Source organism: Microbispora rosea (genome assembly GCF_044460045.1).
GTDB lineage: Bacteria > Actinomycetota > Actinomycetes > Streptosporangiales > Streptosporangiaceae > Microbispora > Microbispora rosea.
On the sequence record NZ_JBITJO010000006.1, the window covers coordinates 167,426 to 190,406 of the forward strand.

The 22,981-nt window shown below is 72.6% G+C and carries 20 protein-coding genes; 3 read left to right on the forward strand and 17 right to left on the reverse strand.

Annotated features, from left to right (window positions below):
* Window positions 1–38 precede the first annotated feature (38 nt).
* Genes ACIBK1_RS25605 through ACIBK1_RS25615 form a run of 3 tightly spaced genes read right to left on the reverse strand, consistent with a single transcriptional unit; the run spans window position 39 to window position 1,958 of the window.
* Window positions 39–968, reverse strand: coding sequence for an RluA family pseudouridine synthase (locus ACIBK1_RS25605; protein WP_030509066.1), 930 nt, complete (start codon window positions 966–968; stop codon window positions 39–41).
* Window positions 961–1,512: a signal peptidase II gene (gene lspA, locus ACIBK1_RS25610; protein WP_231513950.1), complete on the reverse strand. Its 552-nt coding sequence runs from the start codon at window positions 1,510–1,512 to the stop codon at window positions 961–963. The genes ACIBK1_RS25605 and lspA overlap by 8 nt, the downstream gene beginning before the upstream one ends.
* 53 nt (window positions 1,513–1,565) lie before the next feature.
* On the reverse strand, window positions 1,566–1,958 hold the full coding sequence (locus ACIBK1_RS25615) for a TraR/DksA family transcriptional regulator (RefSeq protein WP_030509064.1): 393 nt from the start codon (window positions 1,956–1,958) through the stop codon (window positions 1,566–1,568).
* A 700-nt stretch (window positions 1,959–2,658) separates the two neighbouring features.
* On the opposite strand from ACIBK1_RS25615, the gene ileS reads away from it, so the two are divergent.
* A complete protein-coding gene (ileS, locus tag ACIBK1_RS25620) occupies window positions 2,659–5,817 on the forward strand; it encodes an isoleucine--tRNA ligase (RefSeq protein ID WP_396738204.1) in 3,159 nt (1,052 codons plus the stop codon).
* A 37-nt stretch (window positions 5,818–5,854) separates the two neighbouring features.
* Here ileS and ACIBK1_RS25625 read toward each other — a convergent pair whose 3' ends face one another.
* The gene (locus tag ACIBK1_RS25625) at window positions 5,855–6,700 is read right to left on the reverse strand and encodes an MmyB family transcriptional regulator (RefSeq protein WP_396738207.1); all 846 of its coding nucleotides are present in this window, start codon (window positions 6,698–6,700) and stop codon (window positions 5,855–5,857) included.
* 141 nt (window positions 6,701–6,841) lie between these two features.
* Here ACIBK1_RS25625 and ACIBK1_RS25630 point away from each other — a divergent pair, with 141 nt between their 5' ends.
* Both ACIBK1_RS25630 and ACIBK1_RS25635 read left to right on the forward strand, forming a co-directional pair.
* Window positions 6,842–7,591, forward strand: coding sequence for a dienelactone hydrolase family protein (locus tag ACIBK1_RS25630; RefSeq protein WP_396738210.1), 750 nt, complete (start codon window positions 6,842–6,844; stop codon window positions 7,589–7,591).
* On the forward strand, window positions 7,591–8,022 hold the full coding sequence (locus ACIBK1_RS25635) for a carboxymuconolactone decarboxylase family protein (RefSeq protein WP_396738213.1): 432 nt from the start codon (window positions 7,591–7,593) through the stop codon (window positions 8,020–8,022). The genes ACIBK1_RS25630 and ACIBK1_RS25635 overlap by 1 nt, the downstream gene beginning before the upstream one ends.
* 75 nt (window positions 8,023–8,097) lie before the next feature.
* Here the strand turns inward: ACIBK1_RS25635 and ACIBK1_RS25640 are convergent, their stop codons facing one another.
* The 13 genes from ACIBK1_RS25640 to ACIBK1_RS25700 all read right to left on the reverse strand — a co-directional run bounded on the left by ACIBK1_RS25640 (window position 8,098) and on the right by ACIBK1_RS25700 (window position 22,943).
* Window positions 8,098–10,005 (reverse strand): hypothetical protein, encoded by a 1,908-nt coding sequence (locus ACIBK1_RS25640; RefSeq protein WP_396738216.1) that lies wholly within the window; start codon window positions 10,003–10,005, stop codon window positions 8,098–8,100.
* Window positions 10,006–10,051: 46 nt separating this feature from the next.
* Entirely contained in the window at window positions 10,052–10,915 is an 864-nt protein-coding gene (locus ACIBK1_RS25645; RefSeq protein WP_030509058.1) for a DivIVA domain-containing protein, read from the reverse strand.
* 49 nt (window positions 10,916–10,964) lie between these two features.
* Entirely contained in the window at window positions 10,965–11,231 is a 267-nt protein-coding gene (locus tag ACIBK1_RS25650) for a YggT family protein (RefSeq protein ID WP_205829672.1), read from the reverse strand.
* Between the two features lie 104 nt (window positions 11,232–11,335).
* Window positions 11,336–11,863, reverse strand: a complete 528-nt coding sequence (locus ACIBK1_RS25655) for a cell division protein SepF (protein ID WP_030509056.1) — start codon at window positions 11,861–11,863, stop codon at window positions 11,336–11,338.
* A 134-nt stretch (window positions 11,864–11,997) separates the two neighbouring features.
* Window positions 11,998–12,711 carry a YggS family pyridoxal phosphate-dependent enzyme gene (locus tag ACIBK1_RS25660; protein WP_396738219.1) on the reverse strand — a complete coding sequence of 238 codons (714 nt, stop codon included), beginning with the start codon at window positions 12,709–12,711 and terminating at the stop codon, window positions 11,998–12,000.
* Between the two features lie 33 nt (window positions 12,712–12,744).
* Window positions 12,745–14,208 (reverse strand): cell division protein FtsZ, encoded by a 1,464-nt coding sequence (ftsZ, locus tag ACIBK1_RS25665; protein WP_396738222.1) that lies wholly within the window; start codon window positions 14,206–14,208, stop codon window positions 12,745–12,747.
* A gap of 247 nt (window positions 14,209–14,455) precedes the next feature.
* Window positions 14,456–15,127 carry a cell division protein FtsQ/DivIB gene (locus tag ACIBK1_RS25670; protein ID WP_030509053.1) on the reverse strand — a complete coding sequence of 224 codons (672 nt, stop codon included), beginning with the start codon at window positions 15,125–15,127 and terminating at the stop codon, window positions 14,456–14,458.
* A 55-nt stretch (window positions 15,128–15,182) separates the two neighbouring features.
* The gene (gene murC, locus ACIBK1_RS25675; RefSeq protein ID WP_030509052.1) at window positions 15,183–16,607 is read right to left on the reverse strand and encodes a UDP-N-acetylmuramate--L-alanine ligase; all 1,425 of its coding nucleotides are present in this window, start codon (window positions 16,605–16,607) and stop codon (window positions 15,183–15,185) included.
* Window positions 16,604–17,683: an undecaprenyldiphospho-muramoylpentapeptide beta-N-acetylglucosaminyltransferase gene (gene murG / locus ACIBK1_RS25680; RefSeq protein WP_030509051.1), complete on the reverse strand. Its 1,080-nt coding sequence runs from the start codon at window positions 17,681–17,683 to the stop codon at window positions 16,604–16,606. The genes murC and murG overlap by 4 nt, the downstream gene beginning before the upstream one ends.
* 1 nt (window position 17,684) lies before the next feature.
* Entirely contained in the window at window positions 17,685–19,145 is a 1,461-nt protein-coding gene (gene ftsW / locus ACIBK1_RS25685) for a putative lipid II flippase FtsW (protein ID WP_081903644.1), read from the reverse strand.
* The gene (gene murD / locus ACIBK1_RS25690) at window positions 19,142–20,521 is read right to left on the reverse strand and encodes a UDP-N-acetylmuramoyl-L-alanine--D-glutamate ligase (protein WP_030509049.1); all 1,380 of its coding nucleotides are present in this window, start codon (window positions 20,519–20,521) and stop codon (window positions 19,142–19,144) included. Before murD ends, ftsW begins: the two co-directional genes overlap by 4 nt.
* Complete coding sequence (gene mraY, locus ACIBK1_RS25695; RefSeq protein ID WP_030509048.1) at window positions 20,503–21,579, reverse strand: phospho-N-acetylmuramoyl-pentapeptide-transferase; 1,077 nt, start codon at window positions 21,577–21,579, stop codon at window positions 20,503–20,505. The genes murD and mraY overlap by 19 nt, the downstream gene beginning before the upstream one ends.
* Window positions 21,576–22,943, reverse strand: a complete 1,368-nt coding sequence (locus tag ACIBK1_RS25700) for a UDP-N-acetylmuramoyl-tripeptide--D-alanyl-D-alanine ligase (protein ID WP_363534605.1) — start codon at window positions 22,941–22,943, stop codon at window positions 21,576–21,578. Before ACIBK1_RS25700 ends, mraY begins: the two co-directional genes overlap by 4 nt.
* Between the last annotated feature and the right edge of the window lie 38 nt (window positions 22,944–22,981).

Below are 22,981 nucleotides of genomic sequence, written 5' to 3' on the forward strand. Positions count from 1 at the left end.
ACGCGCCGCTCAGGGGCCGGGGACCTGGAGCGCCCGGCTCAGCCCTCGTCCGCGAGGATCTCCAGCGCGTGGGCCAGGTCCGCGGGGTAGTCGCTGGTGAAGGTCATCCATTCCCCCGTCGCCGGGTGCTCGAACGACAGCGAGACCGCGTGCAGCCACTGCCGGCCCACCCCGAGGCGGGCGGCGAGGGTGGGGTCGGCGCCGTACAGCAGGTCGCCCACGCACGGGTGCCTGAGCGCGGCCATGTGGACCCGGATCTGGTGGGTCCTGCCGGTCTCCAGCTTGATGTCGAGCAGCGACGCCGCCCGGAACGCCTCGATCGTGTCGTAGTGCGTGACCGAGTCCTTGCCCCCCGCCACCACCGCGAAGCGCCCGTCTCCCGACGGGTGGCGGTCGATCGGGGCGTCCACGGTGCCTCGCAGCGGGTCCATGTGCCCCTGGACGAGCGCGTGGTAGCGCTTGTCGACCGTGCGTTCCTTGAACGCCCGCTTGAGGTGGGAGTAGGCCCGCTCGCTCTTGGCGACGACCATGACGCCGGTGGTGTTGGCGTCGAGCCGGTGCACGATGCCCTGCCGCTCCGCCGCGCCGCTCGTGGAGACCCGGTGGCCGCCGCCGAGCAGGCCGCCGATCACGGTGGGGCCGGTCCAGCCGACGGTCGGGTGCGCCGCCACGCCGATCGGCTTGCTCACCACGACCACGTCGTCGTCCTCGTACAGGATCGTCATGCCCGGCACCGGCTCGGCCACGGGCATCGGCGCGGCGGGCGGCGGCGGGATCGTCACGTCCAGCCAGGCCCCGGCGTGGACGCGGTCGGACTTGGCCGGGACGGCGCCGTCGACCAGCACGTCCCCGGAGGCGATCAGTTCGGCCGCGCGGGTGCGGGAGAAGCCGAAGAGGCGGGCCAGCGCGGCGTCGAGGCGCTCGCCCTCCAGGCCGTCCGGCACGGGCAGGCTGCGCTGGTCACCCATCGGCCCGCTCCCCCGCCGGCTCGCCGGCCTGCGTGTCCGCCTCGCCCTCCGCGTGGGTGTGTTCGCGGCCCTCGACCGGCTCGTCCGTCTGGCGGGTTCCGTCGATCTGGTGGCCGCGCCAGGCGAGGAACACGGCGAGCACGCCGCCGCACACGATGCCCGAGTCGGCGAGGTTGAACACCGGGAACCGGGTGACCGGGAACACCTGGATGAAGTCGACCACATGCCCCTGGAACGGGGCCGGCGAGCGGAAGATGCGGTCGGTCAGGTTGCCGAGCGCGCCACCCAGCAGAAGGCCGAGCGTGATCGCCCACGGCAGGCTGTGCAGCTTCCGCGCCGTACGCACGATCGCGACGACGACGGCCAGGGCGATCACCGTGAACACGATCGTCATGCCGGTGCCGATGCTGAAGGCGGCGCCGGCGTTGCGGATCACGGTCAGCACCAGCGCGCCGGGCACGACGGTGAGGGGCTCCTCGTGCTCCAGGAACTCCACGACAAGGAACTTGCTCACCTGGTCGAGGGCGTACACGACCGCGGCCACGACAACGAGGAGAGCGATCTTCCGCGCGCGGTCGGGCCGCGCCGGCGCACCGCTCAGCGGCGCTCCTCCCGCTGCTTGCACGCTACGCACAGCGTCGCCCTCGGGAATGCCCGAAGACGCTCCTTGCCGATCGGCTTGTGGCACGATTCGCACTCTCCGTAAGTCCCTGCCTCGACGCGGGCGATCGCCCGCTCGTTCTGCGCGAGCAGGTCGCGCGCATTCAGGGTAAGGGCGATCTCACGCTCGCGCTCATACGTCTTGGCCCCGGCGTCCGCCGGATCGTCCCCCGCGCCCTGGCTCACGTCCCCGGACGCGAGTTGCTCCTCCGCCCGGGCGATGTCGGAGCGCAGCTCCTCGATCTCGTGCCGCAGCCGCTCGCGGACCTCGGCGAGCTCCTCGTCGGACCAGACGTCGTCACTGGTGGCGGTTCTCGCCGTGCGCGTCATTGCGGGCCTCCCCCTTCGCCCAGAACCCTTCGGGCCCGGGGCACCCTTCCGGCGGGTGCGATTCGAGCCGGTCCGGGCAGAATAAGTCGCCGATAACAGGTCGGCAACGGAATCGCCGAGGCTTTTACCCCATCCGTAACCGGGTGGCGTATTTGGCCAGCTCCTCCTCGTCGCGCTCTATTTCGATCTTTTTGTTGCGGACGGTGCCACCGGGACCCATGCCCCGAATCCCGAGGCGACGGCCCACGGGACCGCCCTCGATCGTCCTGGACGGCCACCGGGCCCCACCCGCACACCCCCACAACAATCGCGGGGCCCGCCTGTGTTCCTCCCACGTATTCCCGGGACGAGCCGGGTCTCACCCGGAACGTCGGCCGTATATCGGGAAGCCCTTCCGCCCGCGTTGCGTTATCGTCGTAGTCTGCAAGGCGTTGATGGGGACGAGTACCTCCGCATCCGCCCGCTCAGCGACCCGGGGACGGTGTGAGCCCGGGGCGGGCCGCGCAGGGAAGATCACCCCGGAGCCGCCGGAGGAAAGGCCGTCCCGGCCGAGTAGAACCGGCAGCGGAGAGAAAACGAGAGGGCGCCCGGCCATGCCGGTCGTCAAGAAGGGTGGTACCGCGGAGCCGTCCCCGGCTTCGTCCCTTCACGCCATGTCAGCAGCGCTGTCACAGCCACCGCGTGGAGGTCCCGCCCGACGATGTCTTCCCACTATTTCCGCTCACTTCCCGCGCAGGTCGACCTGCCGGCCCTCGAGCACGAGGTCCTCGAACGCTGGCGGGACGGGAAGGTTTTCGAGCGCTCGCTGGAGCAGAACGCCGACGGCCCGTCCTGGGTGTTCTACGAGGGTCCGCCGACCGCCAACGGCATGCCCGGCGTCCACCACGTCGAGGCCCGTGTCTTCAAGGACGTCTTCCCCCGCTACAAGTCGATGCGCGGCTACCACGTGCCCCGCAAGGCCGGCTGGGACTGCCACGGCCTGCCCGTCGAGGTCGCCGTCGAGAAGGAACTCGGCCTGTCCGGCAAGCCCGAGATCGAGTCGTACGGCATCGCCGAGTTCAACGCGCGCTGCCGCGAGTCGGTGCTGCGGCACGTGGACGCGTTCGAGGAGATGACCGAGCGGATGGGCTACTGGGTCGACATGTCCCAGGCCTACCGCACGATGGACCCCCAGTACGTCGAGGCCGTCTGGTGGTCGCTCAAGGTCGTCTGGGACAAGGACCTGCTCTTCCGCGACCACCGGATCACGCCGTACTGTCCCCGCTGCGGCACCGGCCTGTCCGACCACGAGCTCGGCCAGCCCGGCGGCTACGAGACCGTCTCCAGCCCGTCGGTGTACGTGCGGATGCCCGTCGTCTCCGGTCCCCTGGCCGAGATGGGCGCCTCGCTGCTGATCTGGACCACCACCCCCTGGACCCTGGTGTCCAACACCGCGGTCGCCGTGCACCCCGACGTGACGTACGTCGCGGCCCGGCGCGGCGACGAGGTGCTGGTGGTGGCCGAGCCGCTGCTGCGGCGGGTCCTCGGCGAGGACGCCGAGGTGCTGGCCACCTACCAGGGCTCCGAGCTGGAGCACACCGTCTACCGGCGCCCCTTCGACCTGGTGGACATCGAGGGCGCCCACTACGTCGTGCTCGGCACGTACGTCACGGTCGAGGACGGCACCGGCCTGGTCCACCAGGCCCCCGCCTTCGGCGCCGACGACATGACCGTCTGCAAGCGCTACGGCCTGCCGGTGGTGAACCCGATCGGCCCGGACGGGCGCTTCCTGCCGGACGTGCCGTTCGTGGGCGGCCTGTTCTTCAAGGACGCCGACGAGCCGCTGACCGACAACCTCCGCGAGCGCGGCCTGCTGTTCCGCGGCGAGCACTTCGAGCACAGCTACCCGCACTGCTGGCGCTGCCACACCCCGCTGCTCTACTACGCGCTCCCGTCCTGGTACATCAGGACCACCGCGATCAAGGACCGGCTTCTCGCCGAGAACGAGCGCACCAACTGGTTCCCCGAGACGATCAAGCACGGCCGGTACGGCGAGTGGCTGCGCAACAACGTCGACTGGGCGCTGTCGCGGTCCCGCTACTGGGGCACGCCGCTGCCGCTGTGGGTCTGCTCGGAGAACGAGGACCACGTCACCTGTGTCGGCTCGCTGAAGGAGCTGGGCGAGCTGGCGGGCCGCGACCTGACCGGCCTCGACCCGCACCGTCCGTACGTCGACGACGTGACCTTCCCCTGCCCGACGTGTCAGGCGGAGGCCCGGCGCGTGCCCGACGTGATCGACGTCTGGTACGACTCGGGCGCGATGCCGTTCGCGCAGTGGGGCGCGCCGCTGGTCAACAAGGACGTCTTCGACAACTCCTTCCCCGGCCAGTTCATCTGCGAGGCGATCGACCAGACCCGCGGCTGGTTCTACTCGATGATGACCGTCGGCACGCTGGTGTTCGGCCGGTCGTCGTACGAGAACGTGCTCTGCCTCGGCCTGATCCTCGCCGAGGACGGCCGCAAGATGAGCAAGCACCTGGGCAACGTGCTGCAGCCGATGCCGCTCATGGACCAGCACGGCGCCGACCCCCTGCGCTGGTACATGGCCACCTCCGGGTCCCCCTGGGCTCCCCGCAGGATCGGCCACGCGGCACTGGAGGAGATCGTCCGGAAGGTCCTGCTGACCTACTGGAACACCGCGTCGTTCTTCACGCTCTACGCCAACGCCGAGGCGTGGTCCCCCTCGCGGGTGGCCGAGGCCCCGGCGTACGCCGAGCGGCCGCTGATCGACCGGTGGGCGCTGGCGGAGCTGCACCGCACGGTGGCCGACGTCACCGCGTCGATGGAGGAGTTCGACACCGCCAAGGCCGGGCGACGGCTCACCGAGTTCCTGGACGACCTGTCCAACTGGTACGTCCGCCGCTCGCGCCGCCGCTTCTGGTCCGGCGAGGCGTCGGCGTTCGCGACGCTCTACGAGTGCCTGGAGACCGTCACCCGGCTCATGGCCCCGCTCGTGCCGTTCCTCACCGACTACCTGTGGGACGTGCTGCGCGACCAGGACGCCCCGGCCTCCGTGCACCTGGCCACCTGGCCGGAGGTGAACGCCGCGCTGCTCGACCCCGAGCTGTCGGAGCGGATGGCGCTGGTGCGCCGGCTCGTGGAGCTGGGCCGGTCGGCGCGCGCCTCGTCGTCGCTCAAGACCCGCCAGCCGCTCGGCCGGGCCTTGGTCGGCGCCCCCGGCTGGGCCGGTCTCCCCGGCGAGCTGCGCGACCTCATCGCCGACGAGCTCAACGTCCAGCGGCTGGAGGACCTGTCCGGGTTCTCCGCCGACCTGGTGACCTTCACGGTCAAGCCCAACTTCCGCAGCCTCGGCAAGCGGTTCGGCTCGCAGACCAAGCTCGTCGCCGCGGCCGTGGCGGGCGCCGACCCGGCGGAGCTGGCCCGCGCCCTGCGCTCGGGCGGGTCCGCGACGGTCGAGGCCGGGGAGCTGGGCACGGTGAAGCTGGGCGCGGACGACGTGATCGTGACCGAGCAGCCCAAGTCGGGCTGGGCCGTGGAGACCGGCGCGGTGGACACCGGCACCGGCGAGACCGTGGCGCTGGACCTGGCGATCACCGACGAACTGCGCCGGGCCGGCCTGGTCCGCGACGTGATCCGGCTCGTCCAGGAGGCCCGCAAGTCCACCGGCCTGTCCATCACCGACCGCATCGATCTGTGGTGGTCGGCCGAGGGTGAGCTTGCCGAGGCGCTGCGCGAGGGCGGCGACGCCGTCGCCGACGAGGTGCTGGCGGCGAGCCTCACCGAAGGCGCCCCGGACGAGGACCTGCCGATGCACGAGGACGCCGACCTCGGCCTGTCCTTCCGCCTCCGCAAGGCCTGATCTCCTCACTGATGGGGCCGGTCGCCGACCGGCCCCATCAGCGTTTCGCCGGGGACAGCGGCCCGGTGCGCGTCCACGTCGTCAGCAGGCGCACCGCCGCGTCGGCGGCACCGTCGGCAGCGGGGACGAACACGACCAGCCGCTGCCGGGGGTCGCCCGCCGTCACGAAGTTCTCGTAGCAGAACGTGATCGTGCCCAGGGCGGGGTGCCGGAAGCTCTTGGTCCCGGAGGTGCGGACGTCCACCTCGCGGGCGTTCCAGAGCGTGCGGAAGGTCTCGCTGCCGTCGCGGAGCTCACGGACCAGCTCGGCCAGCTCGGCGTCCTCGGGGTACAGCCCCGCGGCCACCCGCAGCTGCCCGGCGGTCGCGGCGGCCACCTCGGCCCACTCGACGTAGAAGTCCCTGCTCCCCGAGTCGAGGAACAGCCGCCTGGCCAGGTTCGCCCGTACGGGCGAGGCGGTGTCGACGGCGAAGAGGCGGACCGCGACCGCGTTGGCGGCGAGGACGTCGAACCGGTCGTCGACGACCATGGCGGGCGTGTGGATCAGGTCCAGCATCCGAGTCAGCTCCGGCCGGACGTCCTGGGGCCGGGCCGCACGCCGGGGACGTTCCCGTACCGCGAGCGTGCGCAGGTGCTCGCGCTCCACGTCGTCGAGGCGGAGCGCCGCGGCGAGGGCGTCGAGCACCTCGGGCGACGGCCGCGCGACCCGCCCCTGCTCCAGCCGCTGGTAGTACTCGACGCTGATCCCGGCGAGCTGCGCGACCTCCTCCCGGCGCAGCCCCCGCACCCGGCGGCGCGGCCCGGCGGCGATCCCCGCGGTCTGGGGCGTGATCCGCCCCCGGCGAGACCGGAGGAAGCCCGCCAGCTCGTGTCGATCTCCCACGACGTCCAGTATGTCGGCTTCTTCGCGGCCCCGGGTGGGCTCAGGGTGGCCCTGCCGGTACCCGTACACGCCGGGCCTGGGCCGCCCGCCCTGCGCGCGGGAGGCTCCCGTCAACGGACCACCGACGAAGAGGAGACCACGATGTGCCACGACATCGACAGCAGACCGCCCGCCGCCCCCGTCGTCACCGGAGGGGTGGCGGAACACGGGCCCCTGGAGATCGGCACCGTCGACGGCAACAGGTTCCGCGCCTACCGGACCGCCCCGGCCGTGCCGAACGGCCGCAACGTGCTGCTGCTTCCCGACGTTCGCGGGCTGCACCCGTTCTACGCGAGCCTGGCGCGGCGGTTCGCCGAGGCGGGCTTCCACACCCTGGTGATGGACTACTACGGGCGCAGCGCCGGCACCGGCGACCGGGACGACTCGTTCGACGGGTACGCCCACCTCGCCTTGCTGCAACCGCTTCATGTCGAAACCGACGCCGCGGCCGCCGCCGCGGCGATCCGCGCCTGGCATCCCGGCCCGCTGTTCAGCGTCGGCTTCTGCCTCGGCGGCGGCTACTCCTGGCGGCTCGGCGCCGCCGGGCTCGGCCTCGCCGGCGCCATCGGCTTCTACGGTCCGCCCCGCTTCCTCGGCGACCGCGCGGCCGAGCCGTCCGCGCCGCTGCTCATGCTGCTCGCCGGGGCCGACGTGGTGACCACTCCGGAGGAGTACGCCACGCTGACCGCCGCCTTCGACCGGACCGGGAAGGAATACGAGGAGCACGTGTACGACGGCGCTCCGCACTCGTTCTTCGACGACTCCTACGACCGGTGGCAGGAGGCCTGCGCCGACGCCTGGCACCGCATCCTCGGCTTCACCGCCCGCCACGGCGGGGAGGCCCCCGCGTGATGGGGCGCTACGAACGCGGCCTCGCCCGCCAGGCCGAGCTCGGCGCCACCCGCATCGAGGCGTACGACGCCCTCGCCGACATCGCCCCGGACCTGTCGCGGCTTGCGGTCGAGTTCGCCTACGGGGACGTCCACGCCCGTCCCGGGCTCGACGCCGCCCGGCGGGAGCTGGTCGTCATCGGCGCGCTGATCACCCTCGGCGGGGTCGAGCCGCAGCTCCGGGCGCACATGGAGACGGCACTCAACGCGGGCCTGCGGCCCCGGGAACTCGTGGAGGCGATCATGCAAGCGCTTCCGTACGCGGGCTTCCCGCGCGTCTTCGGGGCGATGACACTCGCCCGGCAGGTCCTGGACGCCCGCGGGCTGCTCCCCCTCACCACCGGGAACGGCCGGGGCCGGTCCGTGACGCCGGACGCAGAGGGCTTGCGGTAGGCCCTACTGCGCGGGCGCATGAAGCGGAAGCCGCGGGCGCGGAGGCCTGTCTCGCCCGGCGTCACGCCCGGGGTGTCAACGGTCGTTCTGGCAGACCGAGCAGGGGGTGAGGCCGGCCTCGTCGGCCTCGGCCCGTGTCATGGTCTCGATGCCCGACTCGCCCATCCCGCTGATCAGGGGGCACCCGGCCTCGTGGTAGCGCCGTGTGCCGACCATGACCCGCACCCGCGCGTCCCCGTCCGCGGACGGCTCCGCCGCGTCGGCGCCGTCGTCCTCGTCCTCGCCGTCCTGCGTACTGGCGGTGCCGGTCTTCCCGGTGCTCTTCGCAGCGCCCTTTCCGGCGCTCTCGTCGGCGGTGCTCCCGGCGGCGGGCGCCGGGCCGGTGGTGGAGCCGGCCGAGGCCGCGGATCCGGCGCGCCCGGATCCGGGGGTCTCTGCCGGCTCCACCGGCTTTCGGGCCCCCGTGGGCGGGGGCGTGGGGGCGTCCTCAGAGCGGGACGCCGAGTGCGCGTCCCCGGCCCCGGATCCGCTCTGGTCGTCACGGTCCCGCTCGTCGTCCGAGCGGGAGGAGGCGGCCCGCTGCGGCGCGGCCGCGGCCTGGGCCTTGCCCCCAGCAGCGGGTCCGTCGGACTCGCCGTCCTCCGACGACGGAGTTTCCTTCGCCGCCTCGCCGGCGGCGGCCTTCGACAGTGCGGGGTCCCACGGCAGGGGTGCCCCGGGCCTGAACCAGTCGTGCTCCGCGGTGTCGGTCAGCGAGTCGTCCGTCTCGTCGTCCGCCGGACCCGACGCCGATCCCGCAGCCGGCGGAGACCAGGCCGGTGCGGACCATGACGTGGCAGAAGGCCGGGACGGCGCGGAGGAATCGGACGACGATCCCGAAGATGCCGCGGAGGACGAGGCGGAAGGCGAGGACGGCGGAGTGGAGCCCGCGGGCGTGGACGGCGGGGTGGAGGCGGCAGACCGCGGGGTCGTCGTCTCGGCGCCGGACTCCGCCGGCGCGCCCCGGCCGAACCAGTCCACCGGAGCGTGCCCCTCGCCCTCGGTCCCGCCATCGGCCTGCGAGACCGTGTCGCGCGCCGGACCGTCGTGCTCATCGGCCTCGCCGTCGCCGGCTGTCTTCCCGGACGCCTCTTCCACCGTCTCGCGGGGCTCTTCACGCGCTTCGTCGTCGGACGGCTCGGGCAGGCGCGGCCCCGGGACGCCGGGCTGAGGGAACCGCGCGACAGGCGGCTCACGATCAGCGGGCGTGGAACGGGACGGTTCCCTGCCGGTCGTGCCGGAGGTCCCGGCCGAAGGCGTGGTGGTCGTGGGGGCGGCTTCCGCGCGGAGGCCCTCGTCGGGGGCCGCGTCGTCGCGGGCGGTATCGCCACGGGATGGGGCCTCCTCCGGCTCCGCCGTGCGGCTGGAGATCTCGGGGAGACAGGTGGTGCAGGGGGTGAAGCCTTCCTCGCGGGCCTCCTCGTGCGTCAGCTCCTCGGTCTCACGCCCGGCGAGCTGGCGGCAGGTGGCCAGATGGAAGCGCTTGCGCCCGGGGATCACGAGGACGATCGCGTCGGGGGCGAGGCCGCGGCCGGAACCGGCCGGCGGCCGCGTGATCGGTCCCGTCCGCTGGGGCGGCGGGGACGGGAAGGTCTGCGGGGGCAATGCCCCGTGATGTGTGACCGGTGGGGCCGCCAGCATGGGCGTGGCCACCGGATGCGCCGGTGCCCCGGCGAGGGCTCCGCCGTACGCCCCGCTCACGGCACCGACGTGCGCGAGCTGGGGCACGGACGAACCCTGGGGGGTGGGAGCGGTTCCCTCGGCGGCACGCCCACCGGCAGGGAACAGCTCGTGGCGTCTCAGCAGTGCCCCGATCAGCAGGCAGACCGCCGACAGCACGCTGACGACGATCGACCACATCACGAGAGGAGGCGTCCCCAGCACGACGCCCGCGATGAGCAGGACGATTGCGGCGAGGACCAGTGCGGCACTGATGAGGATCACGGGGGGTTCTCCGAGCTATCGGGTCCCTGTGAGGACCCGCCACTTCTTACCGGCGGTCGTTGTGGGGGCCGTCGGGTCCGGGGAAGGCGCCGGAGTGCTGCGAGGGCTCCTGGCCGAACGGGTTGGGGGCGGCGCCCATCTGCGGGGGCGCGGGGGCGACGGCGTGGGCCATGGCCGGGGCGGCACCCACGATCGGGAAGCCTCCGCTGCCCTCACCGGCGACGTTGAGCTCCGCGAGCTGGTTCTCCAGGTACAGCTTGAGGCGGCTGCGGTACTCGCGCTCGAAGCTGCGCAGCTCCTCGACCTTGCGCTCCAGCTCGTCGCGGGTCTGCACGAGGGTGCCCATGGCCTGGCGGTGCCGCTCCTGGGCGTCGCGCTCCAGCGTCTCGGCACGGGCGCGGGCGTCGCCGATGATCTGCTCGGCCTGGCGGCGGGCCTTGCCGAGGATGTCGTCGGCCTCACGCCGGGCGCGGGTCACGGTCTCGTCCGCCTCGCGACGGGCGTCGGCGATCGCCTGGTCGGCCGTCTGCTGGGCGAGGGCGAGCACACGGGCCGCGGTGTCCATGTTGTCCTCGGCGGGCGGCAGACCCATGCCGACGGGAACCGGTTCGGGACGGGCCGGCTCCGGAGGCTTGATCGGCTCCGGCTGGGGGGCCATCATCTCGGGCTTCGGCTCGGCCACGGGAGCGGGCGCCATCTGCATGGAGCCGGGCATGCCCATGCCCCCGGGCACCTTGCCTCTGAGGCACTCGGCCAGCTTCGCGCGGAGTTCCTCGTTCTCCTGGATGAGGCGGTCCAGCTCGGCCTCGACCTCGTCGAGGAACGCGTCGACCTCCTCCTCGTCGTACCCCGGCCTCAGCCGGGTGGTACTGAACTGCTTGTTCCGCACATCAGCGGGCGTCAACGGCATTTGGGTCTCCTTGGCGCGCTTGGAGTCTGTCCGGTCGGACGGTACCCGATCAACGAAGCGCGTTCACGACTTGGATCAAGACCAAAACCACAATGAACAGCACTGTGAAGCTCAGGTCAAAGGCCACCGTACCCAACCTGAGGGGCGGAATGAAACGGCGGAGGAACTTGAGAGGCGGGTCGGTCACTGTGTAAACGACCTCCGCCAGCACCAGGACGACCCCGGTGGGCCGCCAGGCGCGGGCGAACGCCTGCACCGTATCTATGATCATTCTGCCGATCAGCAGAACCAGGAAGAGGGTCAGGGCGATGACCAAGATCTCGCTAATGATCCCCACGGTCGAGCCCCGCCTCCCCTCGGTCCAGCCGTCCCCGGGCCACACGGGCACCGCTAAGCCGGTCACTGTTCATGTATGGAACTCTAGCTCTGGTTGAAGAAGCCGCGTTCCGCGATTCTGGCCTTGTCCTCGGCGGTCACCTCAACGTTGGCGGGGGACAACAGGAACACCTTGTTGGTAACACGTTCGATGCTGCCGTGTAGGCCAAAGACGAGACCTGCCGCGAAATCGACAAGGCGTTTGGCGTCGCTGTCGACCATCTCTGTCAGATTCATGATGACCGGCGTGCCCTCGCGGAAGTGCTCGCCGATCGTCCGCGCCTCGTTGTACGTGCGGGGATGCAGGGTGGTGATGCGCGCCAGATCGGTCGTACGGCGCTCGAGCACGGTTGTGGGAGGACGCGGGGCGGGGACGGCCGTCTCGGTGTCGTCCTCGCGCTCCAAGGGCCCCGAGTGCGCGCCCGAGGGAGCGGCGAAGCCGCGCCGCGGCGACTCGTACTCCTCGTCGCCGTACTCCTCGTCGGTGCCGTACTCTGCCGCGTACCTGTCTTCGTAGCGGTCGTCCTCCACGAGACCGAGGTAGACCGCCATCTTGCGCATCGCGCCGGCCATCGCTCGTCGTCCTCCGCGTTACTGGTGCCTTCAAGGTCCCTTCGGAAGGCCAGGGCGGTAGCCGTACCCCCCTTGGAGCTCACCGCTGATCGACCTCTACCTGAGCGCGGACACCATGGTCCACTTGGGGGACATTACCTGACGAAGGGCTTTCTGCGGCCGAGCAACGCCGTACCGACACGCAGGTGTGTCGCGCCGTTCGCCACAGCCTGGGGGATGTCTCCACTCATTCCGGCCGATATGACATCGGCGGCGGGGTGTTCCTCGCGGACCCGTTCCGCGACGGCCCGCAGCCGGGCGAACGCGGCGGACGGGTCCTCCCCCAGCGGGGCGACCGCCATGACCCCCCGCAGACGAAGCCCCTCCGTCTTCGCGACGAGTCCCGCGAGCGCCGGCACCTCCTGCGGCGCGGCGCCGCCCCGCCCGGCCCCGCCCTCGCCCGGTTCGGCGTCCAGGGCGACCTGGATGAGGCAGTCCACCTCGCGCCCCGCGCGTACGGCCTCGCGGCCGAGCGCGTCCACCAGACGGGGGCGGTCCACCGAGTGGACCATGTGGGCGTAGGAGGCGACCGAGCGGACCTTGTTCGTCTGTAACTGGCCGATGAAATGCCACGTGAGGCCGAGACCGGCGCACTCGGCCGCCTTGGCCGCCGCCTCCTGGTCGCGGTTCTCGCCGACGTGCGACACGCCCAGCTCCGCGAGCAGTCGCACGTCGGAGGCCGGGTAGGTCTTCGTCACCGCGATCAGGGTGATCTCCGACCGCGACCGGCCCGCGGCCCGGCAGGCGTCGCCGATGCGCCGCTCCACCTCGGCCAGGGCCGCGGCCAGCTCCTCGCGCCGGTCACCCACGGACCGCGCCCCCGGCCGTACGGACGTGCAACGTCACTTGAGGAAGTCCGGCACGTCGAGCTCCTCTTCCTGCTCCTCGAACACCACCGGACGCCGGGGGCCGGGCTGAGTGGTCCTGGAGGTGATCGGAGTCGGCGGCTCGGGAGCCGGGCGCGGGATCGACAGCGGCCCGGTGGCGCCCTGGTCGCGCCCGCCGTCCGCCGCCGCGTCGCGCGGGAACGGCGTGACCGGCTCGGCCTGGTGGGCCTCCGGCGGGGACGCCGCCTGCGAGGTCGCCTGCTGGACCGGCTGGCTCACGGGCTGGGACGGCGGCGGCACCGGGTTCGCCGGAAGCGCGTTCACCGAGAACTGGGTCACCGGCGGATTCACGGGCTGCACCTGCGCGGGCGCGGGCTGCGCCACGCCGCTCACCGGACGCACCGGCGGCTGCGCGGGCTCCGCGCGCTGCTCCGGCTTGGCCGGGGCGGGCGCGGGACGGGCCGCGGGTGCGGGCGTCGCAGGACGAGCCTGCTGGGGCCGCGACAGCGGCGCGGCCGCCGGCTTGGCCGGTTCCGGCTCGTCGAACCCGGCCGCGATGACCGTCACCCGCACCTCGTCGCCGAGCGCGTCGTCGATGACCGTGCCGAAGATGATGTTGGCGTCGGGCGCGGCGGCGTTGCTGACCAGCTGGGCCGCCTCGTTGATCTCGAACAGGCCCAGGTCGGAGCCGCCCGCGATGGACAGCAGCACGCCGTGGGCGCCGTCGATGCTCGCCTCCAGCAGCGGGCTGGAGACCGCCATCTCCGCGGCGGCGACCGACCGGTCGTCGCCCCTGGCGTGGCCGATGCCCATGAGGGCCGAGCCCGCGCCAGACATGACCGACTTCACGTCGGCGAAGTCCAGGTTGATCAGACCGGGCGTGGTGATGAGGTCGGTGATGCCCTGCACACCGGACAGCAGCACCTGGTCGGCGGCCTTGAACGCGTCGAGCACGCTCACCTGGCGGTCGGAGATCGACAGCAGCCGGTCGTTCGGAATGACGATCAGCGTGTCGACCTCCTCGCGGAGGGTCTCGATGCCGGCCTCGGCCTGCATGGCCCGGCGCTTGCCCTCGAAGCTGAAGGGCCGGGTGACCACGCCGATCGTCAGCGCGCCGAGCGAGCGGGCGATGCTGGCCACGACCGGCGCGCCGCCGGTTCCGGTGCCGCCGCCCTCGCCCGCGGTCACGAAGACCATGTCGGCGCCCTTGATGACCTCTTCGATCTCCTCCCGGTGGTCCTCGGCGGCCTTGCGGCCCACCTCCGGGTTGGCGCCCGCGCCGAGACCCCGCGTGAGCTCGCGCCCCACGTCGAGCTTCACGTCGGCGTCACTCATCAGCAGCGCCTGGGCGTCAGTGTTTATGGCGATGAACTCGACGCCCTTGAGTCCCTCCTCGATCATCCGGTTGACGGCGTTCACTCCGCCGCCGCCGATGCCGACGACCTTGATGACCGCGAGGTAGTTCTGCGGTGCTGCCACGACGAGGGGCCTTTCCGCTCGTTTGCGTTTCATGCGGGCAGGGCCCGCCGTCTTCTGAACTCTCACCCTCAAGTTGAGATTTAGAGTTATGTCAACCTGAGGATTGATACGGACAGTAGGGTTGTGGATCCCCCAGGGTCAACTAACCGCGCCGCAAGGCCGTCCGGCGTGTCGCGCGCTGTCCTTTTCGCACGATGCCCCGCTGAAAGCCGGTCCCGGACCGTGGGTAAACGGCCCGTGAGATTTCTCACTTGACCGTCACCACCTGCGGCGAGCTGACATCGTAGCTGGTTCCCGGCTTGGCGAGGGCGGCGAGCAGGACACGTCCCTTCTGCGCCGAGCGTCCCGCGTCTCCCCACAGGACCGTGCGGCCGTCCGCGAGTTTGAGCGTGATCGACCGGGGCGTGGGGACGCGCAGCTCCCGCAGGCGCTGCAGGACGCTGTCCGGCAGTGCCCGGAGCACGGTGAGCCCGGCCCTGGTGGCGGGGTCGTCCACGGCGGCCCGCTGGACGCGCAGCACCGGCAGCCGGGGTGGGGCCACGGTCACCTGCTGCAGGACGACGCCGTACCGGTCGACGACCGCGGTCGTCCCGCCCATGGGCACGGCGGCGGCGGGGACGCGCTCGACCACGCTGACGCGCAGCGTTCCCGGCCAGCCGCGGTCGACCGTGGCCGACTCGACCGCGCGCATCGCCCGCAGCCGCTGTTCGACCCCGGCGAGGTCGACGGTGGCGAGCGGAGTGCCGGTGCGCACCGCGACGGCCTGCCGCAGCTGCTCGGCGGGGATCCGGTTGTTGCCGGTGATCTCGACGTCCCGCACGCCGAGGACGGGCGAGAAGAACACGACCCACGTGGCGACGCCCACCACCCCGCCGGTCAGCAGGGTGGCGAGCGCCGAACGCCGGACGGCCCGCCTCACCGGTCCCCCACGCTCCCGATCGGGGCGCGGGTCACGGCGCGCATCACGGCGCCCATCACCGGGCGGACAGCTCCGCGACGATCTTCGGGCCGAGCTCCGTCACGTCTCCCGCACCCATGGTCAGCACGATGTCCCCGGGGCGGGCCCGGCCGGCGACGAGCTCCGGCACCGCCCGCCGGTCGGGCGCGTAGACGACCTGCTCGGCGGGAAGCGGGATCTTCCCCGCGACCAGCGCGCCGGAGACCCCGGGCTCGGGATCCTCGCGCGCGCCGTACACGTCCAGCACGATCACCTCGTCGGCGAGGCCGAGCGCCGCGCCGAACTCGTCGGCGAAGAACCGGGTGCGCGAGTACAGGTGCGGCTGGAAGACCGCGATGACCCGGCCGTCGCCGGTCACGACGTCGCGGGCGGCGCGCAGATCGGCGGTCAGCTCGGTCGGGTGGTGGGCGTAGCTGTCGAAGACCGTCACACCCGCGGCCTCGCCCTTGGACTCGAACCGCCGCTTGGCCCCGGTGAAGGCGGCCAGGCCCTCCTTGACGTCGTCGAAGCGCAGGCCGAGGTGGAGCGCCACGGCGATCACCGCGGTGGCGTTGACCGCGTTGTGCCGGCCCGGCACGGCGAGGCGCACCTCACCGCGTCCCGGACCTCCGGGCACGTCGGGGCCGAGCTCCACGCCGAACTCCACGCCGAGGCCGCGCGGCGCCACGTCGGTCGTGCGCAGGTCGGCGCCGGCGCTCTCGCCGTACGTGACGACGGTGAGGCCGCGCTCGCGGGCGAGGGGCACGAGGGCGGCGGCGCCGGGATCGTCGGCGCAGACCACGAGCAGCGACCCGATCCGCTCGACGAAGCGGGCGAAGCTGTCGTGGACGGCCTGGGGGTCGCCGTAGTTGTCGAGGTGGTCGGCCTCGACGTTGGTGACCACGGCGACGCGCGGCGCGAGCATGAGGAACGAGCCGTCGCTCTCGTCGGCCTCGGCGACGAACACCTCGCCCGCGCCGTCGTCGGCGCCGAGCCCGGTCGTCACGAGCTGCCCGCCGACGCAGTACGACGGGTCCTCGCCGCACTTCTGCAAGGCCACGGTCAGCATCGAGGTGGTCGTGGTCTTGCCGTGCGTGCCGGCGACGGCGATGCCGGTGCGGCCGGTCATGACCGAGGCCAGGGCGGCGGCACGCGGGATCACCCGCAGGTTCTGCCGCAGCGCCTCCCCCAGCTCGGGGTTGGAGTCGCGGATGGCGGTGGACACCACGACCGTGTCCACGTCCTTGATGTGGGAGGCGGCGTGGCCGACGTGGATGACGGCGCCCAGCTCGCGCAGCTCGCCCAGCAGCTCGGAGGGCCGCGCGTCGCTGCCCGACACCGGCACGCCCCGCTTGAGCAGGATCCGGGCGATGCCGGACATGCCTGCGCCGCCGATGCCGATGAAGTGCACCCGCCCCAGGTCGGCCGCCGGGACGGGATCCACGAGCTTGACGAGACTCATCGGTGAGCGATCTCCAGCACCTTGCGGGCGAGCGCCATGTCGGCGTCCTTGCGGCCCATCCGAGATGCGGCCTCGGACATCGCGACCACGCGCTCGGGGTCGTTCAGGATCGGCAGCAGCGTCTGGACGATCCAGGCGGCCGACAGGTTCGCGTCGTCGACCATCAGCCCGCCCCCGGCCCGCACGATGGGCTCGGCGTTGAGGCGCTGCTCGCCGTTGCCGTGCGGCAGCGGCACGAACGCCGCGGGCAGCCCCACGGCGGTGAGTTCGGCGCAGGTCATGGCGCCCGCGCGGGACAGCACGAGGTCGGCGGCGGCGTAGGCGAGGTCCATCCGGTCGACGTACGGCAGGATGACGTACTGCGGGTCGCCCGGCGGAGGCTCCACCTCGACGGTGTTCTTGGGCCCGATCACGTGCAGCACCTGGACGCCCGCCGCCCGCAGGTAGGGCGCGGCCTCCAGCGCCGCCTGGTTGACCGAGCGGGCGCCCTGGGAGCCGCCGAACACGAGCAGCGTCACCCGGTCGGACTCCAGCCCGAAGTACGACCGCGCCTTGTCGCCCATCGACAGGCGGTCCATCATGCTGATCTCACGGCGCAGCGGGATGCCGATGTACTCGGCGTTCGGGAGCACGGCGTCCGGGTGGCCGGTGAAGACGTGCTCGGTGAGGCGGGCGCCGAGCCGGTTGGCGAGACCCGGCCGGGGGTTGGCCTCGTGGACCACGATCGGCACGCCGCGCCGCCGGGCGCCGAGGTAGCCGGGCGTGGCGACGTACCCGCCGAAGCCGACCAGGACGTCCGCGCCGACCTTGTCGAGGATGCCCGCGGCGCTGCCGATGGCCCCCGCGAGGCGGCCGGGCACGGTGAGGAGCTTGGGGCTGAGCGAGCGGGGCAACGGCACGGCGGGGACGAGTTCGAGCTCGTAGCCCCGGGCGGGCACCAGGCGGGTCTCCAGGCCGCGCTCGGTGCCGAGGCAGGTGATGCCGATCCTCGGGTCGAGCCGGCGAAGCGCGTCGGCCAGCGCGAGCGCCGGCTCGATATGGCCGGCCGTCCCGCCGCCGGCGAGGACCACCCTCATGTCACTCCCTGTCTTCGCGAATGTTCTCACGGACGTCGCCGCGAATGTTCTCGCGGACGTCTTCCCGGATTTTCTCGCGAATGCTCCCGCGTGCGTTCCCTGTCGTTCCTCTTCGTGCCGTCGGCGGCCGTGCCGCCTGCTGACGGGCCGGTGCCCGCGAGGCCGCGGGCCGCCGCCCGGCGCGGCCGTTCAGGCCAAGCCAGCTTAGAGCCCGCGCGGCCGGTCCCGGGCCACGGGCGGCCAGCGCCTCGGCCGCTCCGGGCTCCTGCTTGGCGTACGACACCAGCATGCCGAGCGCGGCGAGCGTCGGCAGCAGCGCCGATCCGCCGTACGACACCAGCGGCAGTGGGATGCCGGTGACCGGGAAGACCCCGATGACCGCGCCGATGTTGACGACGGCCTGCCCGGCGATCCAGGCGGTGACGGCGGCGGCCGACAGCCGGACGAAGGGGTCCTTCGTCCTGATGGCGATGCGCAGCCCGGCGTACCCGAGCAGGCCGAACAGCGCGACCACCACGAGCGTCCCCATCAGCCCGAGCTCCTCGCCCAGGATGGAGAAGATGAAGTCGCTCTCCGCGTGCGGAACGTAGTTCCACTTCTGCCGGCCCGCGCCGAGCCCGAGGCCGAACCATCCGCCCGAGCCGATGGCCATCAGTCCCTGGGCGGACTGGAACCCCTCGTTCTGCGCGGTCTCCCACACGTGCATGAAGCCGGTGAGGCGGCCAAGCCGGTACGGCTCGACGACGATCATAGTGGCGGTCGCCAGCACGAGCAGCGCGAGGATCCCCCCGAACAGCCGCACCGGCGCGCCGACCACCCACAGCAGCGCCAGGAAGATCATCATGAGCACGAGCGTCGTGCCGAGGTCGCGCCCCAGCATGACCAGGACGGCCAGCAGGGCCACACCCGGCATCAGCGGGATCAGCAGCTGACGCCACTCGATGCGGCCGGAGCGCGCCCGCGTCGCGAGCAGGTCGGCTCCCCACAGCACCAGGGCCAGCTTCGCCGGCTCCGACGGCTGGACCGAGAACGGGCCGATGACGATCCACCGCTGGGCGCCCAGCAGCTCCTGGCCGAGGAAGATGACCATCAACAGGCCGAGGATCGACAGGCCCATCAGCGGATAGCCCGCCAGACGGAAGAACCGCTGTGGCAACCGGGCGCAGACCCACATCAGGGGAAGCCCGATCGCCACCGACGTGACCTGCTTGAGGAACCAGTAGAACGGGTCGCCGGTCCGCTGCAGCGCCTCGATGCTCGACGCGGACAGCACCATCATCAGCCCGAGCGCCAGCAGCAGCGCGCTGCACCCGAGCACCAGGTGGTAGGACGTCAGCGGGCGGGCGAGCAGCTCGCGCAGGGCGGCGAGCTGGGCGGCGGCCCAGCCGACGGGCTCGGGCCCCTGGCGTTCCGCCTTCCGGGCGGTGGCGGCGCCGGCGGGGCCGGTCGCGGGGCCCGTCACCGGGCCGCCAGCCGCCGCACGGCTCGGGCGAAGGCCTCCCCACGCGCTCCGTAACTCGCGAACATGTCCAGTGACGCCCCGGCGGGGGCGAGCAGCACGGTGTCACCCGGGGTGGCGAGCCGGGCGGCTTCGGTGACGACACGGTCCATGACCCCAGTGTCTTGCCCCGGCACGTCCACCACGGGGACATTCGCGGCGTGTCGCGCCAATGCGCGGCGGATCACATCCCGGTCGGTCCCCAGCAGCACCGCGCCGCGCAGCCGGGGCGCGGCCTGCCGCACGAGGTCGTCGATGTCGGCGCCCTTGAGCTGGCCGCCCGCGATCCACACGACCGACTCGTAGGCGGCCAGCGACGCGGCGGCCGCGTGCGGGTTGGTGGCCTTGGAGTCGTCCACGTAGTCGACCTCGCCGACCCGGGCCACGTGGGCGATCCGGTGCGGGTCGGGCGTGAACTCCCGCAGGCCGCGCCGCACGGCCTCGGGCGGCACGCCGTACGCGCGGGCCAGGGCGGCGGCGGCGAGCGCGTTGGCGACGTTGTGCGGCGCGAACGGCCGCACGTCGGCGAGGCAGCACAGCTCCTCCGCCGAGGTGGCCGGGTCGGCCACGAAGGCCCGGTCGACCAGCAGGTCCTCCACGACCCCCAGCTGCCCCGGCCGGGGCACGGCGAGCGTGAAGCCCACCCGTGAGGCGTACGGCTCGGCCAGGCGGGACGACGACGCGTCGTCGGCGTTGTAGACCACCGTCCCCGCGCCCGCGAAGATACGCGCCTTGGCCGCGGCGTACTCCTCCATGGAGCCGTGCCAGTCGATGTGGTCGGGCGCCACGTTGAGCACGGCCCCCGCGAGCGGGGCCAGGGTCGAGGACCAGTGGAGCTGGAAGCTCGACAACTCCACGGCCAGCACGTCGTACGGCCCGTCGACGGCCTCGACGATGGGGACGCCGACGTTGCCCACGGCCACGGCCTTGTGCCCGGCCGCGGACAGCATGGACGTGAGCATGCGGACGGCGGTGGTCTTGCCGTTGGTGCCGGTCAGCGCCAGCCAGGGGGCGGCGGGCTCCTGCCGCAGCCGCCAGGCCAGCTCCACCTCCCCGATGACCTCGACGCCCGCGTCCGCGGCGGCGACGAGCAGGGGGTGGGTGGGCCGCCAGCCCGGCGAGGTGACCAGGAGCGAGGTCCCGGCGGGCAGGGCATGCTCGCCGAAGCGCACCTCCACGCCCAGCTCGGCCAGCTCGGCGGCCGTCGCGCGCTGCCGCTCGCCGTCCGCGGACTCCAGCACGGTCACGCGCTCGCCGCGCGCCGCCAGGGCCCGCGCCGCGGCGGCGCCGGACACGCCGAGGCCGGCGACGACGACGACGTTCACTGTTTCGGCATCCATTCGAGGTAGAACAGCCCGAGACCGGCGGCGACGCACAGGGCGGCGATCAGCCAGAAGCGCACCACGATCGTCGTCTCGGCCCAGCCCGACAGCTCGAAGTGGTGCTGGAGCGGCGCCATCCTGAAGACGCGTCTGCGGGTCAGCTTGAAGGACCCGACCTGGATGATCACGGACATCGTGATGATCGCGAAAAGGCCGCCCAGGATGACGAGCAGGAGCTGGGTCCTGGTGGTGAAGGCCAGGCCGGCGATCACGCCGCCGAGGGCCAGCGAGCCGGTGTCACCCATGAAGATCTTGGCGGGCGGGGCGTTCCACCACAGGAAGCCCAGGCAGGCGCCCAGCACCGCGGCCGCGACAACCGCCAGGTCGAGCGGATCCCGCACCCAGTAGCAGTTGGGGCCGAAGCCGACCGTCGTGCAGCTGTTGCGCAACTGCCAGTTGCCGATCAGCACGTACGCCGCGAGGACCAGGCAGGTGGCGCCGGAGGCCAGGCCGTCGAGGCCGTCGGTCAGGTTCACCGCGTTCGAGAAGCCCACGATGAAGAACACGACCCAGATCATGAACCCGATGAGCCCGATGGACGGCCCGATGTCCCGCAGGAACGACACGTGCGTGTCGGCCGGGGTGACGGCGTAGGCGTTGGGGAACCGCAGGACCAGCACCGCGAAGATCGCGCCGATGAGGAGCTGCCCGCCCGCCTTGGCGCCGCTGCGCAGGCCCAGGCTGCGCTGCTTGTAGATCTTGATGAAGTCGTCGAGGAAGCCGACCGCGCCGAGGCCCGTCATCAGGAACAGCACCAGCAGTCCCGACGCCGTCGGGGGGTCGGTGACCGCGGAGAAGACGGTCACCCCGTGCGCCACGAAGTAGCCGATCAGCGACGCGATGACGATCACCGTGCCGCCCATCGTGGGAGTGCCCTTCTTGTCGTAATGTCCCGACGGGCCCTCCTCCCGGATGTTCTGGCCATAACCCCTGCGGGCGAACAGCCGGATGGCCAGCGGCGTGCCGACCATGGACAGCATCAGCGAGATCGCCCCCGCGATGAGGATGTTCCTCACCGGGCGTCACCTCCGAGGATCGCCTCGGCGACCCGCTCGAGCGCGGCCGCACGCGGCCCCTTCACCAGCACCACGTCGCCCGGCGCGAGCCGGTCCGACAACTCCCGCACCGCCGCCGCGGCGTCCGGGACGTGGATCGCGCCGGGCGCGCCCCGGAGAACCGGCTCGGCGTCCTCCCCCACGACGACGACGGCCTCCAGGCCCGCGCCCGCGGCCAGCCGCCCGAGGTCCTCGTTGAGCGCCGGGCCGTCCTCGCCGAGTTCGCGCAGCGCGGCGATCACCGCGAACCGCCGCCGTCCCTCACCGATCACCGCGAGGCTGCCGAAGGCGGCCCGCATGGAGTCGGGGTTGGCGTTGTAGGCGTCGTTGATCACGGTCACGCCGTCGGGCCGTTCGCCGACCTCCATGCGCCAGCGGCTGCGCGGCTCGGCCGCCGACAGCTCCTCGGCGATGCCGGCCACCGGCAGTCCCAGCTCGTGCGCGGCCGCCGCCGCGGCCAGGGCGTTCTCCACCGCGTGCGCGCCGTACAGGCGCAGCCGGACCGGGGCGGCGCCGGACGGCGTGCGCAGCGTGAACGAGGCCCGGCCGGCCGCGTCGAGCGTCTCGTCCTCCGCCCGCACGTGCGCCTCAGGCGAGCGTCCGAAGTAGGTCACCCGCGCGCGCGTACGGCCGGCCATCGCGCACACCAGCGGGTCGTCGGCGTTGAGCACGGCGACCCCGTCGGCGGGCAGCGCCTCGACGAGCTCGCCCTTGGCCTGTGCGATCGCCTCCTTGCCGCCGAACACCCCGAGGTGGGCGGTGCCGACGTTGAGCACCACACCGATGCGGGGCGGGGCGATCCCCGCGAGGTAGGCGATGTGGCCGATGTTGCGCGCGCTCAGCTCCAGGACCAGGAAGCGCGTGGTCTCGTCGGCCTTGAGGACGGTCAGCGGGTGGCCGATCTCGTTGTTGAACGAGCCGACGGGGGCGACCGTGGGGCCGAGCCGGGCGGTGAGACCGGCCAGCAGGTCCTTGGTCGTGGTCTTGCCCGCGGAGCCGGTCACCCCGGCCACGGTCGCGCCGGGCAGCTCCGACAGCACGGCGGTGGCGAGCGAGGCCAGGGCCGCGAGCGGGTCGCCCACGATCACGGCCGGCGCGTCGACGGGCCGGGTGGCGAGGACGGCGACGGCGCCGGCGTCGCGGGCCTGCCGGGCGAAGTCGTGCCCGTCGGCCCGCTCCCCCTTGATCGCCACGAACAGCGAGCCCGGTCCGGCCGCCCGTGAATCGATCACGACGGGCCCCCGGACCACGGCCGCGGGGTCGGCCGCCTCGTTGAGCGCTCCGGACGTGATCTCGGCGACCCGGGCCAGCGGCAACGGGATCATGGTGTCTTTCCTGCTCTCTTTCGCGTCGCTAACTCGGC